The organism is Rhizobium sp. 007 (assembly GCF_015353075.1).
Taxonomy (GTDB): domain Bacteria; phylum Pseudomonadota; class Alphaproteobacteria; order Rhizobiales; family Rhizobiaceae; genus Rhizobium.
The window spans coordinates 1,858,268-1,882,657 of the sequence record NZ_CP064188.1 but is presented as its reverse complement, the minus strand read 5'-3'; the positions used below and the strand labels follow the sequence as shown (position 1 = coordinate 1,882,657).

At 59.2% G+C, this 24,390-nt stretch carries 18 protein-coding genes; 15 read left to right on the top strand and 3 right to left on the bottom strand.

Annotated features, from left to right (window positions below):
• Positions 1–12: 12 nt before the first annotated feature.
• Entirely contained in the window at positions 13–1,587 is a 1,575-nt protein-coding gene (locus ISN39_RS29925; protein ID WP_194731558.1) for an FGGY-family carbohydrate kinase, read from the bottom strand.
• Between the two features lie 797 nt (positions 1,588–2,384).
• Here ISN39_RS29925 and ISN39_RS29920 point away from each other — a divergent pair.
• The 7 genes from ISN39_RS29920 (at position 2,385) to ISN39_RS29890 (ending at position 11,104) form a co-directional block, all read left to right on the top strand.
• Positions 2,385–3,041 (top strand): DUF2291 family protein, encoded by a 657-nt coding sequence (locus tag ISN39_RS29920; protein ID WP_074071386.1) that lies wholly within the window; start codon positions 2,385–2,387, stop codon positions 3,039–3,041.
• Complete coding sequence (locus tag ISN39_RS29915) at positions 3,038–4,582, top strand: sugar ABC transporter ATP-binding protein (RefSeq protein WP_194731557.1); 1,545 nt, start codon at positions 3,038–3,040, stop codon at positions 4,580–4,582. Before ISN39_RS29920 ends, ISN39_RS29915 begins: the two co-directional genes overlap by 4 nt.
• Positions 4,583–4,605: 23 nt before the next feature.
• On the top strand, positions 4,606–5,658 hold the full coding sequence (locus ISN39_RS29910) for an ABC transporter permease (RefSeq protein ID WP_194731556.1): 1,053 nt from the start codon (positions 4,606–4,608) through the stop codon (positions 5,656–5,658).
• Positions 5,659–5,769: 111 nt separating this feature from the next.
• Positions 5,770–6,717 (top strand): D-ribose ABC transporter substrate-binding protein, encoded by a 948-nt coding sequence (locus tag ISN39_RS29905; RefSeq protein WP_074071389.1) that lies wholly within the window; start codon positions 5,770–5,772, stop codon positions 6,715–6,717.
• Between the two features lie 182 nt (positions 6,718–6,899).
• Positions 6,900–7,742 carry a DeoR/GlpR family DNA-binding transcription regulator gene (locus tag ISN39_RS29900; protein WP_074071390.1) on the top strand — a complete coding sequence of 281 codons (843 nt, stop codon included), beginning with the start codon at positions 6,900–6,902 and terminating at the stop codon, positions 7,740–7,742.
• 37 nt (positions 7,743–7,779) lie between these two features.
• Positions 7,780–9,330: an FGGY-family carbohydrate kinase gene (locus ISN39_RS29895; protein ID WP_194731555.1), complete on the top strand. Its 1,551-nt coding sequence runs from the start codon at positions 7,780–7,782 to the stop codon at positions 9,328–9,330.
• A gap of 28 nt (positions 9,331–9,358) precedes the next feature.
• Positions 9,359–11,104: a glycerol-3-phosphate dehydrogenase/oxidase gene (locus ISN39_RS29890; protein WP_194731554.1), complete on the top strand. Its 1,746-nt coding sequence runs from the start codon at positions 9,359–9,361 to the stop codon at positions 11,102–11,104.
• A gap of 8 nt (positions 11,105–11,112) precedes the next feature.
• Here the strand turns inward: ISN39_RS29890 and fba are convergent, their stop codons facing one another.
• On the bottom strand, positions 11,113–12,177 hold the full coding sequence (gene fba, locus ISN39_RS29885; RefSeq protein WP_074071393.1) for a class II fructose-bisphosphate aldolase: 1,065 nt from the start codon (positions 12,175–12,177) through the stop codon (positions 11,113–11,115).
• Between the two features lie 448 nt (positions 12,178–12,625).
• Between fba and ISN39_RS29880 the strand changes: the two genes are divergently transcribed.
• Positions 12,626–13,402, top strand: coding sequence for a transporter substrate-binding domain-containing protein (locus ISN39_RS29880; RefSeq protein ID WP_194731553.1), 777 nt, complete (start codon positions 12,626–12,628; stop codon positions 13,400–13,402).
• 46 nt (positions 13,403–13,448) lie between these two features.
• Here ISN39_RS29880 and ISN39_RS29875 read toward each other — a convergent pair whose 3' ends face one another.
• Positions 13,449–13,934, bottom strand: a complete 486-nt coding sequence (locus ISN39_RS29875; protein WP_194731552.1) for an Lrp/AsnC family transcriptional regulator — start codon at positions 13,932–13,934, stop codon at positions 13,449–13,451.
• 172 nt (positions 13,935–14,106) lie between these two features.
• Here ISN39_RS29875 and ISN39_RS29870 point away from each other — a divergent pair, with 172 nt between their 5' ends.
• From ISN39_RS29870 to ISN39_RS29840, 7 genes are all read left to right on the top strand, one after another.
• Entirely contained in the window at positions 14,107–14,889 is a 783-nt protein-coding gene (locus ISN39_RS29870; protein ID WP_194731551.1) for an ATP-binding cassette domain-containing protein, read from the top strand.
• Between the two features lie 45 nt (positions 14,890–14,934).
• The gene (locus ISN39_RS29865; protein WP_194731550.1) at positions 14,935–15,708 is read left to right on the top strand and encodes a transporter substrate-binding domain-containing protein; all 774 of its coding nucleotides are present in this window, start codon (positions 14,935–14,937) and stop codon (positions 15,706–15,708) included.
• A 25-nt stretch (positions 15,709–15,733) separates the two neighbouring features.
• A complete protein-coding gene (locus tag ISN39_RS36920) occupies positions 15,734–17,002 on the top strand; it encodes an ABC transporter permease subunit (RefSeq protein WP_246763469.1) in 1,269 nt (422 codons plus the stop codon).
• A gap of 94 nt (positions 17,003–17,096) precedes the next feature.
• Positions 17,097–17,957 carry a hypothetical protein gene (locus tag ISN39_RS29855; protein WP_194731549.1) on the top strand — a complete coding sequence of 287 codons (861 nt, stop codon included), beginning with the start codon at positions 17,097–17,099 and terminating at the stop codon, positions 17,955–17,957.
• 1,165 nt (positions 17,958–19,122) lie between these two features.
• Positions 19,123–20,283, top strand: coding sequence for an alpha-hydroxy acid oxidase (locus tag ISN39_RS29850; RefSeq protein WP_074071402.1), 1,161 nt, complete (start codon positions 19,123–19,125; stop codon positions 20,281–20,283).
• A gap of 835 nt (positions 20,284–21,118) precedes the next feature.
• Positions 21,119–22,117: a L,D-transpeptidase gene (locus tag ISN39_RS29845; RefSeq protein WP_194731548.1), complete on the top strand. Its 999-nt coding sequence runs from the start codon at positions 21,119–21,121 to the stop codon at positions 22,115–22,117.
• Positions 22,118–22,519: 402 nt separating this feature from the next.
• Entirely contained in the window at positions 22,520–24,301 is a 1,782-nt protein-coding gene (locus ISN39_RS29840; RefSeq protein ID WP_194731547.1) for a heme peroxidase family protein, read from the top strand.
• The last annotated feature ends 89 nt before the right edge of the window (positions 24,302–24,390 follow it).

Below are 24,390 nucleotides of genomic sequence, written 5' to 3'. Positions count from 1 at the left end.
TCAAAACTTGATTTACTCGCCTACCGGCGATGTCGTTGCGGCTCGGGCGAGCTTGCCCCACGCAGGCGCCATTGCCTGGCGCACATCGGTGTAGGCGGAAAATAGCCGGTCGAACCGGGCAGCCTCGTTTACATCCGGAATCTCCGCGTCGCCGAGCAGCGGCGTCACCCAGTCGGCAATGCATTCGTCCATGCTGGAATAGACGCCGACGGCCACCGCGGCCATCATCGCCACGCCGGCGGCCCCCGTCTCATCGCGGCGCGACTGGCGGATCGGTGCGTTAACGGCGGCCGAGAGTGAACGGCGAAGGGCGAGCGAGCGTGTTGCGCCGCCCGTGACCCGCAACTCTTCGGGCATCGCGCCCATTGCCGCGTAGCAATCGCGGGTGGCAAGCCCCAACCCTTCGACCACACTGCGCAGCAGGTCGGGGAAGCCGTGGCGCGTAGAAAGCCCCGTGAAGCCCGCGCGCGCATTGGCGTTGACGAAGGGCCCACGTTCCCCAGCTTCGGAGATGTAGGGATGGTAAAGCACCGAACCCGGCCGGCTTTCCGCAAACCAGCCGTCGATGCGCGCAATCAGGTCTGCATGCGAAGCAGGCTTGCCCGCCTCGGCCATCAAGTAGGCGGCGACGTCCAGGATCCAGTCGATGTTGATCGTAGCGCCCATGTTGGTCTGGACCTGGGTGACGATACCGGGGATGGGCAGGGCGATCACATAGCCCGTTCCCTCATGATTGAGCTGAACGTCAGCAACGGGCTTGGCACGCATGTGCACGCCCGTCGAGCCGATCGTCGAGCAGGCGGCATTGCGAGCGCCGCTGCGCACGCCTGCACCGAGCGCCGTCATCGCCATGTCCACATAACCAAGGCAGACCGGCGTACCGGCAAGAAGTCCGCAGGCCCTCGCCGCCTCGGACGTCAGCGGGTGACTGATCGAGGTGCCGTCGATGATTTCAGGCAGAAGCGCCCGTCTATGGCTCAGGCCGAGCGCATCGATCACCACCGCATCATATTGCCGCGTCCGGAAGTTGCCGAAGGTAAAGCTCGCTTCGGACGGATCGGTCGCTCGCACGGTTGTCAGGTTGAGATAAAGCCAGTCCTTGCAGTGCAACGCCGTCTCCGCTCGGTCGAGAAGGTCCGGTGTGAAGCGATCCATATGGGCGAGTTGCGCACCCTGCTGGCAAGTGTTGAGGCCGGTGCCCGTTGCCTCGAAGCGGGCACGGTTCTCATTTCCGCCGGCAAGCGACGTGACGGTCGGTGCGGCGCGCGCATCGAGCCATAGCCAGGCATCAGCGACCGGCGTATTGCCGCGGCCGACGAGCCAGGTGCCGTCGCCCTGGCCGGTGACCGCGACGGCTGCGGTGCGTGATGCGAGATTGGGTATTTTTTCTCCGAGGCCACGTAATGCACTGGCGCAATCAAGCCAAGTCTGACCCAGCGACTGCGTTGCGGAGCCGTCGTCTCCCGTCGTGTATCTGTTGCGTACGGAGGCCGTGGCGATCTGGCGTCCGGACAGATCAAAGGCCACCGCCTTGATGACGGAGGTACCGGCATCTATCCCGATGATGATCTTCTCAGTCGATGTCATCGCAGGACCATCCCGCCTCTATTGCGAGCGCCTCGGCGGCTGTTATGCGCGTCCAATTCATCTGAAGTCCTCCCGATCGGCAAGATTCGTTGGGGATTCGGCATCCGGCTGCCAACTACTTCGGTCCTTCTGGCCTGCGGCAAGCTGCTCTGCCTTTTGAAAATCCTGGATGGAATATGTGGCCGAACCTCCGACAGGCCCTCGTTGCGAAACATAACATAAAGATACCATAAGGCTAGTAAGATTTTGCTGGCATTGAAATTTTTTTCAGCTAGAATAAATCGCATAAGAGTGTAGAAAGCCGCTTGCGAAGTGATGGGCCGCAACGTCATCATCGCCAGTCTCCGCCGCGCCGGATCTGAATAATACGCAATCTGTACAGCGAGTTATATGCCTCTGCCGGGTACGAAGCGTAGAGGAAAGTTTGTGCGTTTGCTTCCAATTATTCCGCGCTGCAGCGGGAAAAACTGAACGCGAAGTCACGCGTTTTTGCTCAGGTTCTCATCAAGTGGCCGTTGACATGTGTCGAAATTTATAACATCGTTTGCGACGTAAATAACATAGTGCTATCACGGAGGTGCGCTTCCGGATCGAGAGCTGCAGGTCCAGGTGGTTGGAGGAGACAGTCGCCGGTCTTGCTGAGGAGGCTTCCCAATGAGGATTTTTGTCCACGGTTGCGGTCCTGCCGGTGATCCGCCGATTTTTTGCTCTGGTGCGGCACAACGGGTCCGCCGGTCTGCGATTGCTGCCGCGCTCGCCCTTCTTTCCTCGCCATTCAAGTCAAAGGCCGTCCGGACATGAGTACACCGCCTGATTATGCAGCATCAAAGCCGAGCAGCGGCAATTTCAAGCTCATCGCAAGCGCGGCGCTTGCCGTCATCGTCGTTGGAGCGATTGCGCTCGATACCACGGTCGTCAAGATCGGCTCCGCCAACGATGTCCGCCAACAGGCATTTTCCGCGGAGACTTTCGGCGCGGACCAGTTCCCGAAAATTAAGGCGAATGTCGAGGATCGGGCCGTTGCGGTCGCCGAGCTTGCGGCCGCAATCGCTGCCGACAAGAAGGCAGCCGCCGAAAAATACGGCACTGCGACGAGCACCGGACCGGTGATTCCGGTTACGCTGACGGGTGTCTTCGGCGCCCGCAAGGCGAATATTAGCGAGATAAAAGTCGATGGGTTGCCTCCCGAGACGGTGGTCCGTGTCCAGACCGGTCCTGCGGTCAATGGCACGGACCTCCGTGACGCGACCGGAACCATCGAATTCGGGCAGTTTACCAACCAGATCCAGTATCAGGATGCCGGTTCGGCCATCAACAACGAGATGAAGAAGACGGTCTTTGCAGGCCTCGATCCTGACACGCTGGATGGAAAGACGGCGACCGTGGTGGGTGTCTTCAAGCTCATCAACCCGAAGAACTGGCTCGTCACGCCGGTGAAGGTCGAGGTCAAATGAGCCAGCCGCTATGCAACTCCGGAAGCCGGGGCGAGGTCGTTCTTGCCGCTCGCAACATCGCCAAGTCCTATGGCAATGTTCACGCCCTGAAAGGAGTGAACTTTGACATCCACCGCGGCCAGGTCACGACTCTGTTCGGAGAGAACGGCGCGGGCAAGTCGACTTTGATGAAAATCCTTTCGGGGGTCGTGCAGCCGAGTTCCGGCGAGATCATCCTCGACGGCTCGCCTGTCAGCTTTGCATCGTCGACCCATGCGCGCGGGTGCGGGATTTCTATCATTCACCAGGAGCTCAGCCTGGCACCCAATCTCAGCGTCCGTGACAACATCTTCATGGGTCGAGAGATCATCAAGGGTGGGGTTGTCGACTTCGCCGAGGAAGAGCGCCAGACACGTGCGCTCATGGAAGAGCTCGAGGAAGACATCGATCCGCTGACGCGTGTCGAGGATCTCCGCCTCGGCCAGCAGCAGATCGTCGAGATCGCGCGCGCCCTTTCTATCAATTCGCGTATCCTCATCATGGACGAACCGACTTCGGCTTTGAGTGCCACCGAAGTGGAAGTGCTCTTCAAGGTCATCCACGACCTAACCAGCCGCGGCGTCTCGATCGTCTACATCTCGCATCATCTGGAAGAGGCCCTGCAGATCACCCACCACGCCGTTGTCCTCCGCGACGGGAACATGACGGCCTATGCGGAGCGCAAGGATATCGACCTCGAATGGATCGTCCGCAACATGGTCGGCGATAACTTTGACCTTGGCAATCCACCGCAAGGCCATCAGTTCGGCGCAGTGGCGCTTTCCATCGAAAACCTGAGTGTTCCCGGTCCTTCCGGCGCTGCCTATAATGCGGTCGACCGCCTATCGCTGCAGGTGCGCACCGGCGAGGTCGTCTGCATATACGGGCTGATGGGGGCCGGGCGGACCGAACTCCTTGAATGCATCGCCGGTCGCCTGCGTTCGAACGGCGGCAAGGTTCTGCTCGAAGGACAGGACGTCGGCGGGCTCAGCATCGCCGGACGCATCGCCGGCGGTCTCGTCCTTGTACCCGAAGATCGCCAGCGCGATGGCCTGGTCCAGACGATGACGGTCGGATCCAATCTGTCGCTTGCGAGCATCGGCGCCTTTACGAAGGGGCTGTTCACCTCCGGCCACCGGGAGCGCGATCTCGTCAACGATGCGATCCGCCGGGTGCATGTGAAGACCGATGGCGGCGCGGCAGCTATCGGTTCGCTGTCCGGCGGCAACCAGCAGAAGGTCGTCATCGGCAAGATGCTGGCAACCCAGCCGAAGGTGATCCTGCTCGACGAGCCGAGCCGCGGGATCGATATCGGCGCCAAGGCCGAAGTGTTCAAGCTGCTCGCGGAGCGCGCCAAGCAGGGACTGGCGGTCATCTATTCGACATCCGAAGTCAATGAATGCCTGAGCATCGCGCACCGCATCGTCGTTATGCACCGCGGCAGGATATCGGCCGAGTTTGGCTCGGACGTCACCAAGGAAAAGATCATGGCAGCCTCCGGCGAAGCCGTGGTCGCGCACTAGCCTGGAACTATGGAGCGCTGAGTATGTCAGTCACAAACATCGTCGAGAAGAAGTCAGTTTCCACCGGGCAGAAACGCAATACCAACGTCGTGCGTCTCATCCTGGAAGGCCGGGCATTCTTTGCGCTGATCGTCATCATCGCAGTCTTCTCGTTCCTGTCACCCTACTATTTTACGCTGAACAACTTCCTAATCATGGCGTCGCACGTCGCGATCTTTGGCATTTTGGCAATCGGCATGCTGCTGGTGATCCTGAACGGCGGCATCGACCTGTCGGTGGGGTCGACGCTGGGGCTCGCAGGCTGCATCGCCGGCTTCATGATGCAAGGCGTCACGCTCAACTATTTCGGCGTCATCCTCTATCCGCCGGTCTGGGCCGTCGTCATCATCACATGTGCGCTTGGTGCTTTGGTGGGTGCCGTCAACGGCGTGCTGATCGCTTACCTCAAGGTGCCGGCCTTCGTCGCTTCGCTGGGTGTGCTTTATGTAGCCCGCGGTATTGCGCTATTGATGACCAATGGCCTGACCTACAACAATCTCGGCGGCCGCCCGGAGCTCGGCAATACCGGGTTCGATTGGCTCGGCTTCAACCGGCTCGGAGGCATCCCGATCGGCGTGATCGTGCTTGCGGTTCTGGCAATCGTCTGCGGCATCGTGCTGAGCCGAACGGCCTTCGGCCGTTGGCTCTATGCCTCGGGTGGTAACGAACGTGCGGCCGACCTTTCGGGCGTTCCCGTCAAGCGCGTCAAGATCGTCGTCTATGTGCTGTCGAGTGCCTGTGCCGCGATCGCCGGCCTGGTGCTGTCGTCGCAGCTGACCTCCGCCGGTCCGACTGCCGGCACCACGTACGAACTGACGGCGATCGCAGCCGTCGTCATCGGTGGTGCAGCGCTGACCGGCGGCCGCGGTACGGTTCGCGGCACCATGCTCGGGGCCTTCGTCATCGGCTTCCTCTCTGACGGCCTCGTAATCATCGGCGTCTCAGCCTACTGGCAGACCGTCTTCACCGGCGCGGTGATCGTTCTCGCCGTCCTCATGAACAGCATCCAATACGGCCGCCGGGTCAAATCGTCCTGACGGCTTCAACTGAACTTATCCGCGACGGCAGGCTGGATTCCATGAAGGCCGATTGGGGAAAGCACCGCCGGGTCTCCGGCAATAACTGAGCTCACTAATGGGAGAGAGACTATGTTTAAAAAAGGCATGCGCATTCTTTTTGCCGCCGCGACTGTGGCGCCGCTTCTTGCAAGCTCGGCCTGGGCGGCCGGGATGATGACGATCATCGTCAACGACCCGTCGAACCCGTACTGGCTGACGGAAGGCAACGTTGCCAAAGCCGCCGCCGAAAAGCTTGGCTATACCGCCTCGGTCAGCGCGCACAAGGGTGACACCAACACCGAAAGCAACCTGATCGATACGGCCATCACCAACAAGTCGGTTGCGATTATCCTTGATCCGGCGAATGCTGACGGTTCCGTCGGTGCGGTGAAGAAGGCCGTTGCCGCAGGCATTCCGGTTATCCTCGTCAACGCGGAAATCAACCAGGAAGGCCTGGCGAAGGCGCAGCTCGTTTCCAACAACGCCCAGGGTGCAGCACTCGGTGCCCAGCAGTGGGTCGAAGCTATCGGCGACAAGGGCAACTATGCCGAACTCTTCGGCGCACCGTCGGACAACAATGCCGCGACGCGCTCCAACGGCTATGAGACCGTGCTTTCGCAGTATCCGGACCTGAAGAAGGCTGCCAAGGAAGTCGCCAACTGGGACCGTACTCAGGGCCATAACAAGATGCAGTCCATGCTGCAGGCAAACCCGGACATCGTCGGCGTCATCTCTGGCAACGACGAAATGGCGCTGGGCGCCATCGCCGCTCTCAAGGAAGCCGGCAAGCTCGCCAACATCAAGGTCGGCGGTTTTGACGGTTCTCCGGATGCTGTTGCGGCCATCAAGGCAGGTGAACTCCAGTACACCGTCCTGCAGCCGGTTGCCGTGTTCTCCGAAGAAGCGGTGAAGCAGGCAGACAGCATCATCAAGACTGGCAACACCGGTGCCAAGAGCGAGAAACAGCTCTTCGATTGCCTGCTGATCACCAAGGACAATGTGGATAAGTACACGGGTCCGTTCGTCCTGTCGCAGTAATTGTCGAAGGGGCGCTCGAAAAGGCGCCCCTTTCAGCGACGGCGGCACAGGCTGCTCGGCTCTTCGGATGCCGGAAACGCTAACTTGTGGGCCGCAACCGCCCGTTCCATGTCGCCTTTTTGCCTTGGAACGGCAATCACTGTACGAAGCTGGGATCCAGAGTTCAGCGACAAGGGTGACCCGTGACACAGAAGACGAGCCAGGGCGACGATCTGTTGGACCAGCTTACGAGCGACAGCCGCCAGACGCGCCAGATCGCTCGCCGGCGGATGATTGCCGAGGCCGTCATGAATGAAGGCTCGATGCGGATAGAAGACCTCACCGACCGTTTCGGGATCAGCCTGATGACTGCTCATCGCGACGTGGACGAACTTGTCAGCCGCGGTCTCTTCAGGAAGACGCGCGGCATCGTCACTGCGGCTGCCACCAATCTCATAGAATCAAGCGAGGTCTATCGCTCGAACCGCCAGTCGGCGGAGAAGAAGCTGATCGCCGAAGCGGCGATGCAGTTCGTTGAGCCGGGGCAGGCCATTTTTTTCGATGATTCGACCACGGTACTACAGATGGCGGCGCATCTGCCGTCGAAGGTACCGGTCACGGCCATCACCAATTCGCTGACGCTCATGAACGCGCTGAAGGGCATGCACGACGTGACGCTGCTCGCACTCGGTGGACAGTATTACAACTGGTGTAACGCCTTCATGGGTCGCATGACCATAAACGAGATCAGAGGTCTCAGGGCCGATGTCGCGTTCATCTCCATGTCGGCGATCAGCGACGGCACGGTTCTGCACCAATCCCCGGAGACGGTCGATACCAAGCGTGCCATGTTCGACTGTTCCGTCAAGCGCATCCTGCTTGCCGATCACACGAAGTTCGAGCAGCGGGCGCTTCACAGTTTCGCGGCACTGGACGAGTTCGACGTCGTCATCGTCGACGACAAGACGCAGCCGGTGCACATCGACCGCATGCGGTCCAGAGATATCAACGTTGTCATCGCCAAGGGCGCCGGAGGGCGCTCGTGACCGGACAAGCCCGTTGCTGATAGCGAGGTAAAAGCGAATGCCGAGTCTGCTCGGGATCGATAGTGGCCTGACGGTCACCAAGGCCGTCATCTTCGATATTGACGGCACGCCGCTCGCAGTCGCCCGGCGCCGCGTCACGCAGTTTATCCCAAATGCCCGCCATATCGAACGGGACATGGACGAATTGTGGAGCGCGACGGTTGACGCGATTCGGGAGGCGATCACCCTCAGCAATCGGCCGGCAAGCGACATCCAGGGCATCGCGGCAACGGCCCACGGGGATGGCATCTATCTGCTCAACCACGAACGGACACCTTTGGGCCGGGCCATCCTGTCCCTGGACAGCCGGGCCGGTGCCGTCATCGATCGGTGGATGGAAAGCGATGTCGCCGACCAAGCCATCGAGCTCACGGGTCAGATCCCGCATGTCTCCGCACCATCGACACTGCTTGCCTGGATCCGCGACATGGAACCCGAGCGGTTCAAACGCATTGGTCATTTCCTGAGCTGCAAGGACTGGCTGCGGTTTTGCCTGACAGGCATCGTCGGTACGGATCGCACGGAGGCAAGTACCTCCTTTACCGATGTGAAGACACAGGAATACAGCCAGGAGGCCCTGAGGCTCTTTGGGTTGCAGAAACTTGTCCATGCTCTGCCGCCGGCCGCGCGTTCCGATCAGATCATCGGGCGGGTGACAGGTGAGGCGGCGCATCTGACCGGCCTTGCCAAGGGAACGCCGGTCGTTGCCGGGCTGCATGACGTCACGGCCTCCGCGCTCGGGGCAGGCGGCTATGCCAAGGGCGTCGTCGCCGTCATTGCCGGTACCTATTCGATCAATGAGACGCTATCGTCGGAACCGCGGGTCGACCGGCGTTGGTTCTGCCGCAACGGCATCGCGCCCGGCATCTGGAATAACATGTCGATCTCGCCGGCATCGACCGCGAATTACGACTGGTTTCTCGACAAGCTGTGCGCCGGCGAGCGGACGAAGGGCGAGGCGCAAGGCAGCTCCATTCACGCGTTGCTCGCGCCGGAAATCGATGCGGCTTTCGATCGGCCATCGACGGCGCTCTTCCATCCCTACCTGTTCGGCTCGCCCTATGGTGCTTTGGCAAGTGCCGGCTTCTTCGGCCTCGGCGGCTGGCACGATCGCGGCGACATGCTGCGGGCCGTGCTTGAGGGTATCGCTTTCAATCATCGCATCCATGTCGATGCACTTGGCGACGGCTTTGAATTTGAAGAGGCAAGGCTTGCCGGGGGTGTCTCGCGCAATCCGCTGGTCGTTCAAATGTTCGCCGATGTGCTCGGCATACCGGTGACCGTGACCGAAACGGATGAGGCCGCCGCCTGGGGTGCTGCTCTTTGCGCCGGATCGGGCGCCGGCGTTTATGCTGATCCGCAGAGCGATCCGCGCGACATCTCCCGCATCGCGAAGACGTGCCAGCCGGATGCGGCACGCAGCGCGGACTACGACAAACGCTACCGGGTCTTCCGCCAGATCGCCGACGCTATGACGCCCCTTTGGCCGAAAATCGCCGGCCTTGCGCCGGAGCAATCGGTAACCGACGAGGCAGAACCCCGGCACTAATGCGTGGGCGATTTAGGACGACAAGATCATGACTCCCGACATGCAGCAACGCTTCTCGAACCTTGGAGAGGGCGACATCGACGTCCTGATCATCGGAGCGGGCATCAATGGTGCCGGACTGTTTCGCGACCTTTCGGCGCAAGGCGTCAATTGCGTGATCGTCGACAAGGCCGATTTCGGCTCCGGGACGAGTGCTGCGCCATCGCGCCTTATTCACGGTGGCCTGAAATATCTCGAGACGGGCGAGTTCGGCTTGGTCGCCCAGTCGACGTTGGAGCGCAATTTGCTGCTGAAGAACGCTCCGCATTGCGTCGAGCCATTGCCTACTTTCATACCGGTATTCTCCTGGACACGGGGTATTTGGGCAGCGCTGCGCACGCTGCTTGGCTCCAAGACTGCGCCACGCAGCCGGGGGGCCGTTCTCATCAAGATCGGGCTTAGGCTCTACGATTTCTTTGGATCACGCGACCAGGTCATGCCGCGCCATCGGCTGATCCTGAAAAAGAAGGCGCGCAAGGAAATGCCGCACCTCACCCCGGCAATCGTTGCCGGCGGAATTTATTACGACGCCAAGATCAGCAGGCCCGAGCGGCTCGTCTACGAACTCGTCATGGACGGGCTCGAGGCAAATGCGAAGAGCCTTGCCGCCAATTTCGCGACGCTTGCGGCAGTCTCCGGCGGGCGGCTGACATTCAGGCAACCGGACGGCGGCGAATTTGCTGTGTCTCCCAAACTGGTGGTGAACGCCGCCGGTCCCTGGATCGATCATGTCAATGGGGCGCTCGGCGCTCCCTCTCGGATGATCGGCGGTACCAAGGGTTCCCACATTCTGCTGGATCATCCTGAGCTGGTTCGCAGCCTGAACGGCCACATGGTCTATTTCGAGGCCGATGATGGGCGCATCTGCCTTGTCTACAGCTATCTCGGGATGGCGCTCATCGGTTCCACTGATATCCCTGCCGACGACCCGGATAATGTCCGCTGCGAGGAACCGGAAACCGAATATTTTCTCGATAGCGTCCGCTCGCTGCTACCGACGCTTCGCTTCGATCGTGATCAGATCGTCTACAGTTATAGCGGCATCCGTCCGCTGCCGGCCTCCGACGCGACCGCCCCGGGGCTGATCAGTCGCGATCATTCCGCACCAGTGAAGGAGCCGGAAGAAGGCAGGCCGTTTCCGATCATCTCGCTGGTCGGCGGAAAGTGGACTACTTTTCGCGGTTTTGCCGAGGAAGTTGCCGATTCCGTTCTCGCGCGCCTGCAGCATGTTCGCAAGCAGTCGACCCGCTACCTGCCGATCGGTGGCGGAAAGGCCTTCCCAATGGATGTGCAGCAACGAAGCGTCTGGATCAAGGAAATCGCGGCGCGGACCGACGCGCCGGTCGAGCGCGTGGACGAACTGCTTGGCCGCTACGGAACGACGGCTGCGGCCGTGCTCTCTTTCTCGTCGGCATATTCCGATGAACAGCGGCTGACGGGCGCGGGGCACTACAGTTTCAAGGAAGTCGACTGGATTGCTCGAAACGAACTCGTCGTACACCTCTCAGATATCGTCCTTCGGCGCACGACGCTTGCTATCGAAGGCCGCTTGAAGCTCGAAGGCTTGCGGGAAATCGCCGGTGTCGCCGGGGCTGCGCTCGGCTGGAACGCCGAACGCATTGCAGGCGAGATCGAGGACGTCGTCAACCAGCTTGAAAATTTCCATGGCCAGACGCTCGCAAGCAGCATGCCTGCCGCCGGGCCTAAGCAGGCACAGCACCCCGCGTCAGCATAGGCTGCAGCTCAAGAGAAGACCGGATCGAGCGAACCGGATTTGTAGCGCTTGGCCATTTCCGACACAGGAAGCGGCGTAATCCGGCTTGCCATTCCGGCCGTGCCGAACTGTTCGAAGCGCTCCTTGCAGAGCTTGCTGAGCGCAGCCATCGCCGGCTTAAGATATTTGCGCGGGTCGAATTCGCTCGGATCTTCCTGCAGCACTCGGCGGATCTGGCCGGTCATCGCCATCCTGCCATCGGTATCGATGTTCACTTTGCGCACGCCGTTCTTGATGCCGCGCTGGATTTCTTCGACCGGCACGCCCCATGTCGGCTTCATCTGGCCGCCGTACTTGTTGATGATCTCCTGCAGTTCGATCGGGACTGACGACGAGCCGTGCATGACGAGGTGCGTATTCGGCAGTTTGCGGTGGATCTCTTCGATGACGCTCATCGCCAGCACGGATCCGTCCGGCTGGCGGGTGAATTTGTAGGCACCATGGGACGTGCCCATGGCGATCGCCAGCGCATCGACCTTGGTTTCGCGCACGAACTTTACGGCCTCGTCGGGGTTTGTCAGCAGCTGGTCATGCGACAGCTTGCCTTCGGCGCCGTGGCCGTCCTCGGCCTCGCCCATGCCGGTTTCCAGCGAGCCGAGAACGCCGAGTTCGCCCTCGACTGAGATGCCGCCGAAATGCGCCATGTCCGTCACCATCTTGGTGACGCCGACATTGTAGGCCCAGTCAGCCGGTGTCTTGGCATCCGCCTTTAGCGAACCGTCCATCATCACCGAGGTGAAGCCTGCCTGGATCGCCGTCATGCAGCTCGACGGATCGTTGCCGTGGTCGAGATGAACGCAGACCGGAATATGTGGATAGATCTCGACGACGGCATCCATCATGTGCTTCAGCATGATGTCGTTGGCGTAGGCGCGCGCTCCGCGCGACGCCTGCATGATAACCGGTGCACGAGACGCGTCCGCGGCCTCCATGATGGCGAGTGCCTGCTCCATGTTGTTGATGTTGAAAGCGGGAACGCCGTAGCCTTCCTCCGCAGCGTGATCGAGCAGCTGCCTCAGCGTGATGCGTGCCATTCAAGATTTCCCCATATCGATGGTCGAACGGAACGCCGCCATCCTGTCGAAAGTAGAGCCCCGGCGCGCTGGCTGTTCGCGCGCCCAATTTGTAAAGGGCAGAATGGCATAGGAGGAGGAATGTAACAAGCAGGAATAACAATATCACAATCAGTATGATATTTGCGGGAAGCCATCTTCGCATGCGCTCAACCGATCGGAGCAGTGACCAGGAAGGCAGTAGCCCTATAAATGCTCGCTGCACCGCGCTTCTCCTTTCCAGGCGAAGAATTGTTGGTTGTTGGTGGCAAAGCGGACTTTTCCGCCGCAATATCTCAGTGAAACTGCAGCTGTTGGTCGCGCCAGCTCGTGGACGCAGGGAGTGACAAACCCTGGCTGCGTCAGTAATCTCGCGCGACTAGCCGGCAATCCCGCTGCAACAACCGAACAACGTTTATAGAGAGGAACCATGAAGCGAACCTGTTTTGCGGCCACGTTGGTGGTGGCGTGGAGCCTGACATCGGCACTGACCTTCGCGGCGGACGACGCTCTATCGGAAATCAAGAAGGCTGGCGTGATCAAGATCGGCACGACGGGCGACTACAAGCCCTTCAGCTACAAAGCTGCTGATGGCACCCTCACGGGTGCCGACATCGCCATGGCCAAGGATCTTGCCGCCGATCTCGGGGTCAAGGCGGACTTCGTTACCACGACCTGGAAAACAATGTTGGACGATTTCAAGGCCGGCAAGTTCGACATCGCACTCGGCGGCATTACCGTAAACGCCGCTCGTGACGAAGTGGGCGACTTCTCGGTGCCCAATGTGACCGACGGAAAGCGACCGATTGCCCGCTGCGAGGACAAGGAAAAATACACCACGCTTGATGCGATCGACCGACCCTCCGTGCGGGTGATCGTCAATCCGGGCGGGACCAACGACAAGTTCGCCCACGAGCATTTCGACGAGGCGTCGATCGAGGTGTTTCCCGACAACAAGACAATTTTTGACCAGATTGCGTCGGGCAGGGCCGATGTGATGGTCACGGACGGCGTGGAGGTGGACCTGCAGTCCAAGCTGCATGCCAGCGTCTTGTGCCCGGTCGCCGTCAAAGAGCCGTTCACGCATTTCCAGAATGCCTATCTGCTGCGCGAAGACCCCGCCTTAAAGGCGGCGGTGGACGCTTTCATGCGCAAGCAACTGGAAAGCGGTGGGTGGAAAGAGAAACTCGACGCGGCAATGCAGTAAGGAATCTCTGCTGCGTAATAGCGGACGAAAAGAGTATTGTCCGCACTCATCTGCTGGGATCCTCGCCAGCGCTCAGCGGAACCAATAGGCCTAACTTGACGTCCCTCAGCACTACATTCGTGTGCATGCGCCGGATCTGCGGGTTTTCTTTCATGATCAGCGCCGCGATGTCGTCATAATGTTCGACGTCGCGGGCCGTGATAATGGTGATCAAGTCCACCGCTCCGGTAACGTAGTAAACTTGCTGGATGTGATCCTGCTTTTCCGCCCAAAGGCGGAACTTCGCTAGCGCATCGTAGTTGTCACGCTCGATCTCCAATCCGGCGATGAACACCATCGGTGTGCCCGTCGCCTTGCGATCGACGACGGCTACTTCTGCCTTGATGATGCCGTCCTCGCGCAGGCGTTTCAGCCGCCTCTGCACCGCCGAGGTCGAAAGCCCGACATTTTCGGCGATGGTTTCCGCCGTCAGCTGACAATTGCGCTGAATGATGTCGAGAATATCGCGATCAAAGCCATCCAATCTTTCCATGCTGCTCCCTCCGCTTCCGACGGCGAAATTACCCGGCGACACCGGTGTTCTGTCATATTAAACGCATTAGAAACAGATTTCTGCATAATAAATGCAAAACAATCAGAATTTGCGCGCAAAAACCGCAGCTATCCGCGATATTCTCCAAACATTATTTGAACCGGTACCGCGCATGACAAAACCGTCTATCCAGGCACTTCGTGTGGATGATCTTCACAAGAGCTATGGCCCACATGAAGTCCTCAAGGGCATTTCGACAACGGCCCGTAAAGGCGACGTGATTTCGATCATCGGTTCGTCGGGCTCCGGGAAGAGTACATTCCTGCGCTGCATCAATTTGCTGGAGATACCGGATCGGGGCCGCATTGTCGTGAACGGCGAGGAAATCGCTTTGAAACACAGCCGCAGCGGGCAGATGCAGCCGGTGAACTGGCGGCAGATCGAGCGGCTGCGGACCGGCCTCGGCATGGTTTTCCAGAACTTCAATCTCTGGGCACATCGAACGGTTCTTGAGAACGTCATCGAAGCACCGGTCCAGGTCATGGGATATGCTCGCCGCGAGGCCATCGAGAAGGCGGACGCTCTCCTCAATAAGGTTGGGCTCTACGACAAGCGCGACGCGTACCCCGCCTTTCTTTCCGGCGGCCAGCAGCAACGGGCGGCCATTGCCCGGGCGCTTTGTGTCGATCCGGCCGTCATGCTGTTCGACGAGCCGACCTCGGCGCTCGATCCCGAGCTGGTCGGAGAGGTGCTCAAGGTGATCCGCGAGCTCGCCGAGGAGGGCCGCACAATGCTGATTGTCACCCATGAGATGCGCTTTGCCCGCGACGTCTCAAGCCACGTTCTCTTCCTGCATCAGGGCCTGATCGAGGAGGAGGGATCGCCTCGGCAGATCTTCGACGCCCCACTCAGTGCCCGCTGCCGGGAATTTACCGGCATGCTCGCCCATCATTGATCCGCTGCTTGGTCACAGATACCCCCAAACAGGAGAAATCCACGAATGAAACTGCTCCCCCTGCTGCTCGCCGGCGCCACGTTTGCCATTTCTGCCATCACGGCTCAGGCTGAAGTCCGTTTTGGCGTCATGAACGAATCGTATCCTCCCTTTTTCGCCAAGGATGCCTCCGGTGAGTGGCAGGGCTGGGAAATCGACCTGATGAACGCCGTGTGCGAGCAGATGAAGGAGAAATGCTCAGTTGTCGAGGTCTCCTGGGATGGGCTCATTCCGGCGCTGCAGAGCAAGAAGTTCGACGTCATCTGGTCGTCGATGTCAAACACTGCAGAGCGCTCGAAGGTCATCGACTTCACCGACAAGTATTACAACACGCCGAGCACCTTGATCGGCCCAAAAGACCAGAAGCCGGGCGCGACGGCCGATGACGTGAAGGACAAGACTCTCGGCATTCAGGTCTCAACCATTCAATCGGAATACTACAAGAAGTATTTCGCTGATGTCGCTGACGAGAAGACCTATCAGACCCTGGATGAGGCATTCCAGGATCTTGCCGCCGGCCGCATCGACTATGTGTTCGGGGATTCCCTTGCCCTTGATGCATTCCTGAAAAGCGACGCCGGCAAGGATTGCTGCGTCAAGATGGGTGACGTCGCCGACGACGAGGAGATTCTCGGAGCCGGCGTTTCCGGCGGCCTGCGAAAGGAAGATTCCGAGCTCAAGGCAAAGCTGAATACTGCGATCGCCGCCGTGCGCGCCAGCGGCAAGTACGGTGAAATCACCAAGAAATATTTCGCCTTCGACATCTACGGTACGAACTGACCTCGATCCCGGATCCGGCCGGACGATGGCAACCGAACCACGAGGCATATTAGACCTGCTTTCCCCCTATCCGCCCGGATGGGGTGGAACCCTGCTTGTCGGTGCCGCCTCCACGATTGCCATCTCCGCCGGCGCTTTCCTGATCGGCATTCTGCTCGGGACGGGAGGCGCGCTTGGCAAGCTTTCCGGCAACAGGCCGCTCGGCTTGCTGCTCAATGTCTATACGACAGCTATCCGCGCCATTCCGGAACTGATTTTGATCGTCGGGCTCTATTATGCGGGAATGGACGGCCTCAACCGGCTTTTGGCCGGGCTCAATCTGCCTGCGATCGAAGTGAACGGCTTCGTCGTCGCCGTCGCCGTGCTCGGCTTCGTGCAGGGTGCCTATATGACGGAAGTGCTGCGCGGCGCGATCCTCGCCATCCCCGTTGGTCAGATCGACGCGGCGAAAGCCTTCGGCATGGGGCCGATGCTGCGTTTCCGCCGAGTCATCCTGCCGGCATTATTGCCAAATGCCCTGCCGGGCCTTGCCAATCTGTGGATGTCGGTCACCAAGGACAGCGCGCTGGTTGCCGTCGTCGGCTATCAGGAACTGGCGCTCGCCACTCGCCTGGCTGGCGCGAGCACCAAGCATTATTTCATCTTCTTCCTCGCATCTGCGCTTCTCTATCTCGCTCTCACGCTCGTCTCCAATATCTTCGGGTCCTACGAACCCCAGAACTTTGATCCTTTGCGGGTCCAGGACTATCTCAAGGTGCTAGTTGAACAGCTCAGCCCCTTTGTGGACCTGTGGCTCGGGGAAACCCTCAGCCTGATCGCCGAGGGCGAGGCTGTGCGCACTGCAGTCGCCGCAAACGGGAAGCCGTTCTGGATCTCATTCACGCTGGCCGATGACGAGGTACAAGTAAAAGGAGGTGAACCGAAGCTGCGTTCCGGCGAGCGGGTCGACGATGCGGCGAATTGGGCAGCCTCGTCTGGCGCGCAGGCGCTCTTGTTCAACTGCAGCAAGCCAGAAGTCATGCGGGCGGCGGTTGAAACAGCATCCCGTGCATTTAAGACTCGGGGCTCCACGGTAGAGATCGGTGTCTATGCCAATGCCTTCGAAGGGGAGCAAAATGATTCCGGCGCGAATGAAGGCCTCCATACTACCCGCAACGATCTGAACGATGATGGCTATTCGCGCTTTGCCTGCTCTTGGGCGGAGGCCGGTGCAACAATAATCGGCGGTTGTTGCGGCATTGGTGCCAGGCATATCCATCGCCTTAAGCAGACCCTGGCGGGTGAATCTGTATGAGCGAATGCTGTAAAGCCGCGTTTGTGTCGCAGGTTTCCTAAGTTTACAAAGCCGAGGCTGTGATGAGTGTACGACCGATCAGGAGGCATATACCTTGAATCTTATGCGTCGCGTGCTTTTGGGATCGATGTGGACCATGATCGGCTGGAAACCTTCGTTGGCGCAGGAATTCGGTCGAGATTCGTCTGACGGGGAAACAACGACGCAAACCGAGGCGAAAGGATCGTCAGTAACGCCCCGGCATGTTCTCTGTTTTCTCGGCAAGGAGCGCGACCTGACGCCTTTGTCCGGTGCGGCATCGCAGGCCATCCGCGACTTCGCCACGGGGTTCAGCGTCGACGAGGACTATTCTCAGGCCGAGCCGGATGATCGTATGGAGCAGTCATTCGCCGTGTGCTGGGATCGGGTCGAACCTAGAGCGTGGAACGCGGCAGACGAGGAAGGCGTCGCCAATCACCAATCCGTGCTCTATGTCCTTGGGCCGAGCATGACCCAGGTGGAGACGGTGAAGGTTTCGATGGCAGCCCTGCGCCTTGTCGGACGGTTGATCGACGCGGGGGCGGTTGCCGTAAAGGGAGAAAGCGCTGGCGTCGCCCATGGGCTTGATCGATGGAGAGAACTGATACGCCAAGGAGCCGAAGCGCTCAAGGCCGGCGACCTTTTGGCTCAACAGCGGGTCGGACGCCTGGCTTTTGCGAAACGCCCGCTATCAGCTCGGGGATATTTTGAGAGTGTCGGTTTTCATCTCGTGGGGCTTCCGGAAGTGTATGTGCCGGAACCGGTTGGCTCTGAAAGGCAGGCTGTCGCCACGATGGATGCGGTCGCTGACGAGATCGCGAAGCGGGGGCTCGAGCCGACACTTAAGATACGCCATGCAACCCTTTCCTTTGATTCAACTTACGACGTGGACGAGTTCAAGTTCAATCCATATGGAATTGTCAGGCTCGCCCTGTGAGCTGGGCGGATCCAGGCGAGGGGCCGTCGTCAAAAAGAAGGCGGTAGGCCCTCATGTTTGCCCACCGCCCTCCGCCTCCGAGCGTTCGCCGCCACGCGCTCAAGAGAGAGGCTGAGTCTATCTCAGCGGGGCCTCGGTTTGTATCGAAGCCGACAAACAAATGCATAGTGTCATCCAACAGTCACATAGCAATTGTGTGTTGTGATTACCGTCACGCAAATGTCATTGAAGTTGCTGCGGTCGTCGTCGCCATTGCTGTGGACAAGCTGTGGATAATCGGTGGATAACGCAATCAGTCAGCGCATGATATGGTCCCCAGATCCGATCCCATGTTGCCTATCCGTTCCGAATCTCTTCATCCTGTCGGTGCCTGCTGTCGACCTCCGCCGCAAACGTCGTCGACCGCATGCTACGGGCGCTCCGACATGAAGTCGTGGAGCGCCCTTTCTCTTCCGGCAAGATCGCTGCAAAGCTGGCGGGTGAGCCAGAACCCGATATGTTGCATTACCTTGTCGTGCAGTCGCTGGATCAAGTAATTGCCGACGCCCCCCGTGATCCTCCGGCACCACCAGAGGCGACGTTCTCTGAGCATTACCGTGACTACTACGGGAGCGCGGCTTGCGCGGACATTTGCGGATACTGATAAGTCTGCTACCGTCTTCCTTCTATCCAAACGGTGCTTCAACTCCCGGGAATTTCGGGCAGACAGCCCCGCGCGATCACGTAAAGCGCACTCTTCAGTGAAAGCGCTTTAATCGCACATCTCTGCCTGCACGCAAGAACTGACGAAAAGGCTTGCGGAAGATGAGTTGGTAGGCAGCACCGGAGGTGTAGTCATCGGAGAACCTACGATTGTCGGTCTACAACCTACAACGTCGGACGCAAATATAGGTGACTTATCTTTCCCCCGTAGGTATCCAAAGCACAGGGACGACTTGTCCAGGCCGCCATGTCACAACGCGACATATCCCGTTTCCGATCTTTGCAGGAACTTGCCATCGAACGCGGCACCCTCTACCCCTTCATCGAGACACAAGGGCGAACTCTAGGGCAATGTAACGTCCTGGGCTTAGTGGAGGATGGAACCGAGACATCCCGACGACGATTGAATGGGCGAAAATCAGAGCTCGGTCGTCAGTGTAATTCAAGATATCAGAGCTAGAATATGAATGTGAAGAACTGCCACAATTTCCATGATTTCCGCCAATTGGCCAAGCGGCGCCTCCCCGGGCCCATCTTCAATTATATCGACGGTGCGGCTGACGACGAAGTCACCTATCGTCGCAATACGACATCCTTCGGTGACTGCGACCTGGTGCCTAACGTATTGCGCGGCGTGAGCGATGTAGACATGTCGGTGACGATCATGGGCCAAAGACTAGCAATGCCAGTCTATTGCTCGCCGACGGCGCTGCAGCGGCTGTTTCATCATCAAGGCGAGAGGGCGGTGGCGGCAGCAGTAGCCAAATACGGCACTATGTTCGGGGTGTCGTCACTGGGAACTATCAGTTTAGAAGAAGCACGTCAAATCAGCGACGGGCCGCAAGTCTATCAGTTCTATTTCCACAAGGACCGTGGCCTGAACCGGGAAATGATGGCACGCTCCAAGCAGGCCGGTGTAAACGTGATGATGCTGACCGTCGACAGCATCACCGGCGGCAATCGCGAACGCGACAAGCGCACGGGCTTTTCGATTCCGTTTAAACTGAACCTCGCCGGCCTCACCCAGTTCGCGGTCAGGCCGGCTTGGGCCATCAACTATCTCATGCATGAACGTTTTCGTCTGCCGCAACTCGACAGCCACGTCGACATGAGCGGCGGCGCCATGTCGATCAGCCGCTATTTCACGGAAATGCTGGATCCTGCGATCTCATGGGCCGATGTCGCCGAAATGGTACAGCATTGGGATGGACAGTTCTGCTTGAAAGGCATCATGTCGGTTCAGGATGCTCAGCGAGCAGCCGAGATAGGATGTACCGGCATCGTGATCTCCAACCATGGCGGCCGCCAGCTGGACGGCTCGCGTAGCGCATTCGACCAACTCGCCGAAATCGTCGACGCGGTCGGCCACAAGATCGACGTGATGATGGATGGCGGCGTTCAGCGTGGCACCCATGTGCTCAAAGCATTGTCATTGGGCGCGAAAGCTGTCGGCCTAGGTCGATACTACCTGTTTCCGCTCGCCGCCGCGGGGCAAGCGGGCGTCGAACGCGCGCTGGATTTGATGCGTAGCGAAATCGCGCGCGATATGACGCTTATGGGGTGCGCATCCGTCGATCAGCTCACAAGACAGAACCTGCGCTTCCGTCAAAACCTCCCATATTAGATTGACCAGCAACCAAGCTCGCTCAAGTTTTGGCGACTTCGCCCGTGCCGCAAACGACCTATCCCGCCTGCGGGTTTGTAAAACCGGCTTCCTGATCGTGGAAAACCTGCTGCGGGGATAGGCGCGGCGTCGGTTCCATCGAGACGCAAGATGCGAATAGCGCGGTCGATCTGCCGGTGCCGGACCGCATGCATGTGCAGTGGCGGAACATCTGCGCTTATGCAGAGTTGAGACGCGATGAAACATGATGGCGACCATCAGCCGACCTCCAATCCATTTGACTGGCTTCAAGGGAAGATGCCCCAGAAACGGCGGCAAGGCCACCTGTTCGGGAGCTAAAAGCTTGCTCCCCAATGCGATGTGTGGGGTCGACTATTCCTTCCCCGACCCGGCGGATGGACCAGCTTATTCCTCCATGATTCTCGTAGCGGTCCCGGCACTAGCTTTGCCCTCTGGTTCCAGCTTGCATCGGATCCGCCCCTTTGGCTGCATGTGTTGTCACGTTACCAATTCCCTACTCGCATGCGTCCTCCTCTCAGACCGCTGAGGGGCTGGCTCGTCTTTTCCTCGTTTTTTTCATAAAGCGGAGGAAGGAAGTATCGATGTCGAGCGGCACACCGCCGCGGCTGAGCTTCGTTCATAGAAATAGCTACCAGCCGACCTTGGGTTTCGAAATGCGAGAACTGCCAGCGCTCGCTTTTCCAGGCCTCACAACCTGCATGCAGCTAGACAGCCATCGATAGTCAATGCCGCTCGGCAGCTTTCTTAGCATTATCAAGGCACCAGGCCCTGCAGCGTTGTGGAACAAGTTGCCGGTATCGGCCATTTGTTGTCCATGAAAACAGCCCTGCCGATGTCGCTGCTCGCTCTGGTCTTCACCGTTGGTGGTGTTGGCGCGCAGGAACTTCGGCGCGAAGCCATCGATGCCGCTTCGATTGCTTCCATCGTTGCAGAAAGGCCGACTAAGGCGCCTACCGATCCAGATCCAGCGGTCGTGCGTCTTCAGGTCCTGCTCGACCGCGCGGGCTCGTCTCCAGGTGTGATCGACGGCTTCTACGGCGAGAATGTCCGCAAAGCCGTGGCCGGGTTCGAGATGATGAACAGCCTTGTTGTCGATGGTAAGCCGGATCCGGAGGTGGTCGCCCGCTTGGAAGGCAATTCGCCCATCGTTGAGAGCTACGTCGTCTCGGCAGAGGATGCCACGGGCCTCGTCGACAAGATCCCTGAAGATTACGACGAGAAGGCGAAGATGCAGAGCCTTGGATACACCAGTGTTGCCGAGAAGCTTTCCGAGCGGTTTCACATGGACGTCGGCCTTATGCAAGCGCTTAATCCCTCTTCGCGGTTCGCTCCTGGTGACACGGTTTGGGTCGTGACGCCCGGCCCTCCGAAAGAAGGAAAGGTCGAGAGGATCGAGGCCAACAAGAAGACAGGGCAGATCCTGGCCTATGCCGAAAGCGGATCGCTGCTTGCAGTCTATCCTGCGACGATCGGAAGCGAAGACAATCCGGCCCCGTCGGGCAAGCACAAGGTGAAAGGCGTCGCGAGGATGCCAGCGTACAGGTACGACCCAAGGCTCAACTTCAGGCAGGGGAAGAATAACAAGGTTTTGACGATACCAAAGGGGCCGAACGGTCCGGTCGGCAGCGTCTGGATCGACCTGACCGAGCCGACTTATGGAATACATGGGACGCCTGAACCAAAACTCATCGACAAGGTTGGATCGCACGGTTGCGTGCGTCTGACGAACTGGGACGCCGAAGAGCTGGCCGGAATGGTCAAGCCAGGAGTCGTGGTGGAATTCGTCAATCAAGGTCCGGCCGCTCCTAAGTGAAGCGTATGGCATTTCGGTCGGTCGAAAAAACCGTGCGACTGGCGGTAATGAGCGCCACCCTTGCTCGGTCGCGGATTTTGGCCGGTCTTTCCGCTTTTGACGAGTGCTTGGCTCACGGCAAGCGATGCCTGAGCGCCGCCTCGAAAGTGGGCGGCGTTGTTTCTGGCGATCGACGTGCAAGGTATACGAACTGCGGCGCTGGCGTTGACCGAGTGTCCTAAGGGGCTAGCGCTCACGACAATTATGGCCGCGTTGACAAGTGCTCGGAATCCAAACACCACGTGCGCCAGTTTACACTGTGTTTACCAACTTTAAGGCGAATAATAGCCCTATATGATTAATTGACTTCGCCTTCTGGCTGTACGAATTATCCCGCGGGCTGGAAAACGGAGGGTGTTGCCAATGGCAATCGTTTTTCAATCACACGGGGGTACAGAGCAAAAGCGCACCGTTTCTATCTCAAGCCTTCGCGCCGGGCCGCCAGCGACAGGTGACGTCGCGGTCGACGAAGAGGCGGACTTCGGCTATTTCGTACCGCCACTGGATGCGCCCGAGAATTACTTGCCCAGCACGGCGGAGACGGTGGGGGAACTCGATGAACTGGGCGCAATGTTGATCGACGTTGTCGCTACGCCGACGAGTGAGGACCCGACTGAAGATTCTACGCTCCCGCCGGTTTTCACATATTGGGGGCAATTCCTGGATCATGAGCTGACAGCCCGAACTGATCGCGAAGGGGCGATTTCGAGCATGGTCAACGCACATCCGCCTGTCGCCTCGTCGACAGTGGAGAGCCAGTTCAGGAACGCCCGTTCGCCCCGCTTCGATCTTGATAGTGTCTACGGCGGATCTGCCGTCGGTGACGGTATAGATGCAGACGTTGTCAAAGTGATTTCTGGTCTTCGCCACCCCACGCTGAAAGACAAAATGCGTGTCGGAACAGCGATCGAACCGGGGCCTTTGCCCGACATGCTCGACCAACATCGAGACCTGCCTCGGTATGGCCAGGTCCAGTCGTCTGTCCGGGAAGCGGCTTTACGTCTGGCTCAGGCGGCGATGAACCCTGAGGCGTTTCAGAAATTCTCCGATACGTTGCCCCAGCGCGCGATAATCGGGGATAATCGCAACGACGAAAATCTCGTCGTTGCGCAGTTCCATCTGAGCTTTCTTCGGTTCCACAACAAGGCCATCGACTACCTTGCGTCGCACGACACGGGCTGGATCGCCGATTTCAGCTCAGCGCAGGCTCTAACCAGACTCCATTATCAGTGGCTGATCGTTGATGGATATCTCAAGGGCGTGTGCGACCCGGTTGTGGTGGACCGCGTCGTCAACGATCGGGCATCTCATTTCTTCAAGTTCAGAGCCGAATTCGATGCCCGAAGGCAGAATACCCGACTTGGAAATGCTTTGCCGTTGGAATTCTCCGCGGCGGCTTATCGGTTCGGTCATTCCATGGTCAGAGCCTTCTATGATTACAACAAGAACTTTGGGCGACCGGGCACTGGTTTTCTACCGCGCGCCACCTTGCGGTTACTTTTCGAATTCACCGGCGGCGGCGGCAGGCTGGATGACGAGAAGAAGCTGCCCAAGAACTGGATAATCGACTGGGCGCGCTTTACAGGGGTCGATCCCCACGACGGGAGCGACGGCGAGCCGGCCCGTCTTGCCAGAAAGATCGACACGGAACTCGCTCCGCCATTGCATACGATGTTCAAGGAAGGCGAAGACCAGGGCGATCAACAGCTCAAGGCGTTGTTCAAGAACCTGGCAAGGAGGAACCTTCGTCGAGGCTACAATCTCAGGCTTCCGACGGGCCAGGCGCTACACAAGCATCTCAAACAAATCGGCGCAGTGGAGTCCTCGCCGATCCAAGATGTCTCAGCCCTGTTTGCCACGAAGCCCGATTTGCAGAACTTCCTCGCCAGCACCGCGTCGCGCTTCCACGAACGCACACCCCTGTGGTTCTATATTCTTGCCGAAGCCGAGGCTGCAGGTGGAAACCGATTGGGCGAAGTTGGGAGCTGTCTCGTGGCATTGACATTCGTGGGCGTGCTGCTTGCCGATCCCGACTCGGCCCTTTCGCGCGGGTTCACGCCCGATCAGAGCCCTCTCAAGATGCCGGACAACGCACCGATCGACTCGATCGCCAAGTGGATGCAGTTCGCCGCGGTTATGCAGTAGGGGCTCTTGACACTGCTGCCTCGCCGCATCGCGGCGAGGCAAAGAGACATACTTGCTGCTTTGGGAAATCACTGGAGACGAGCTCAAGG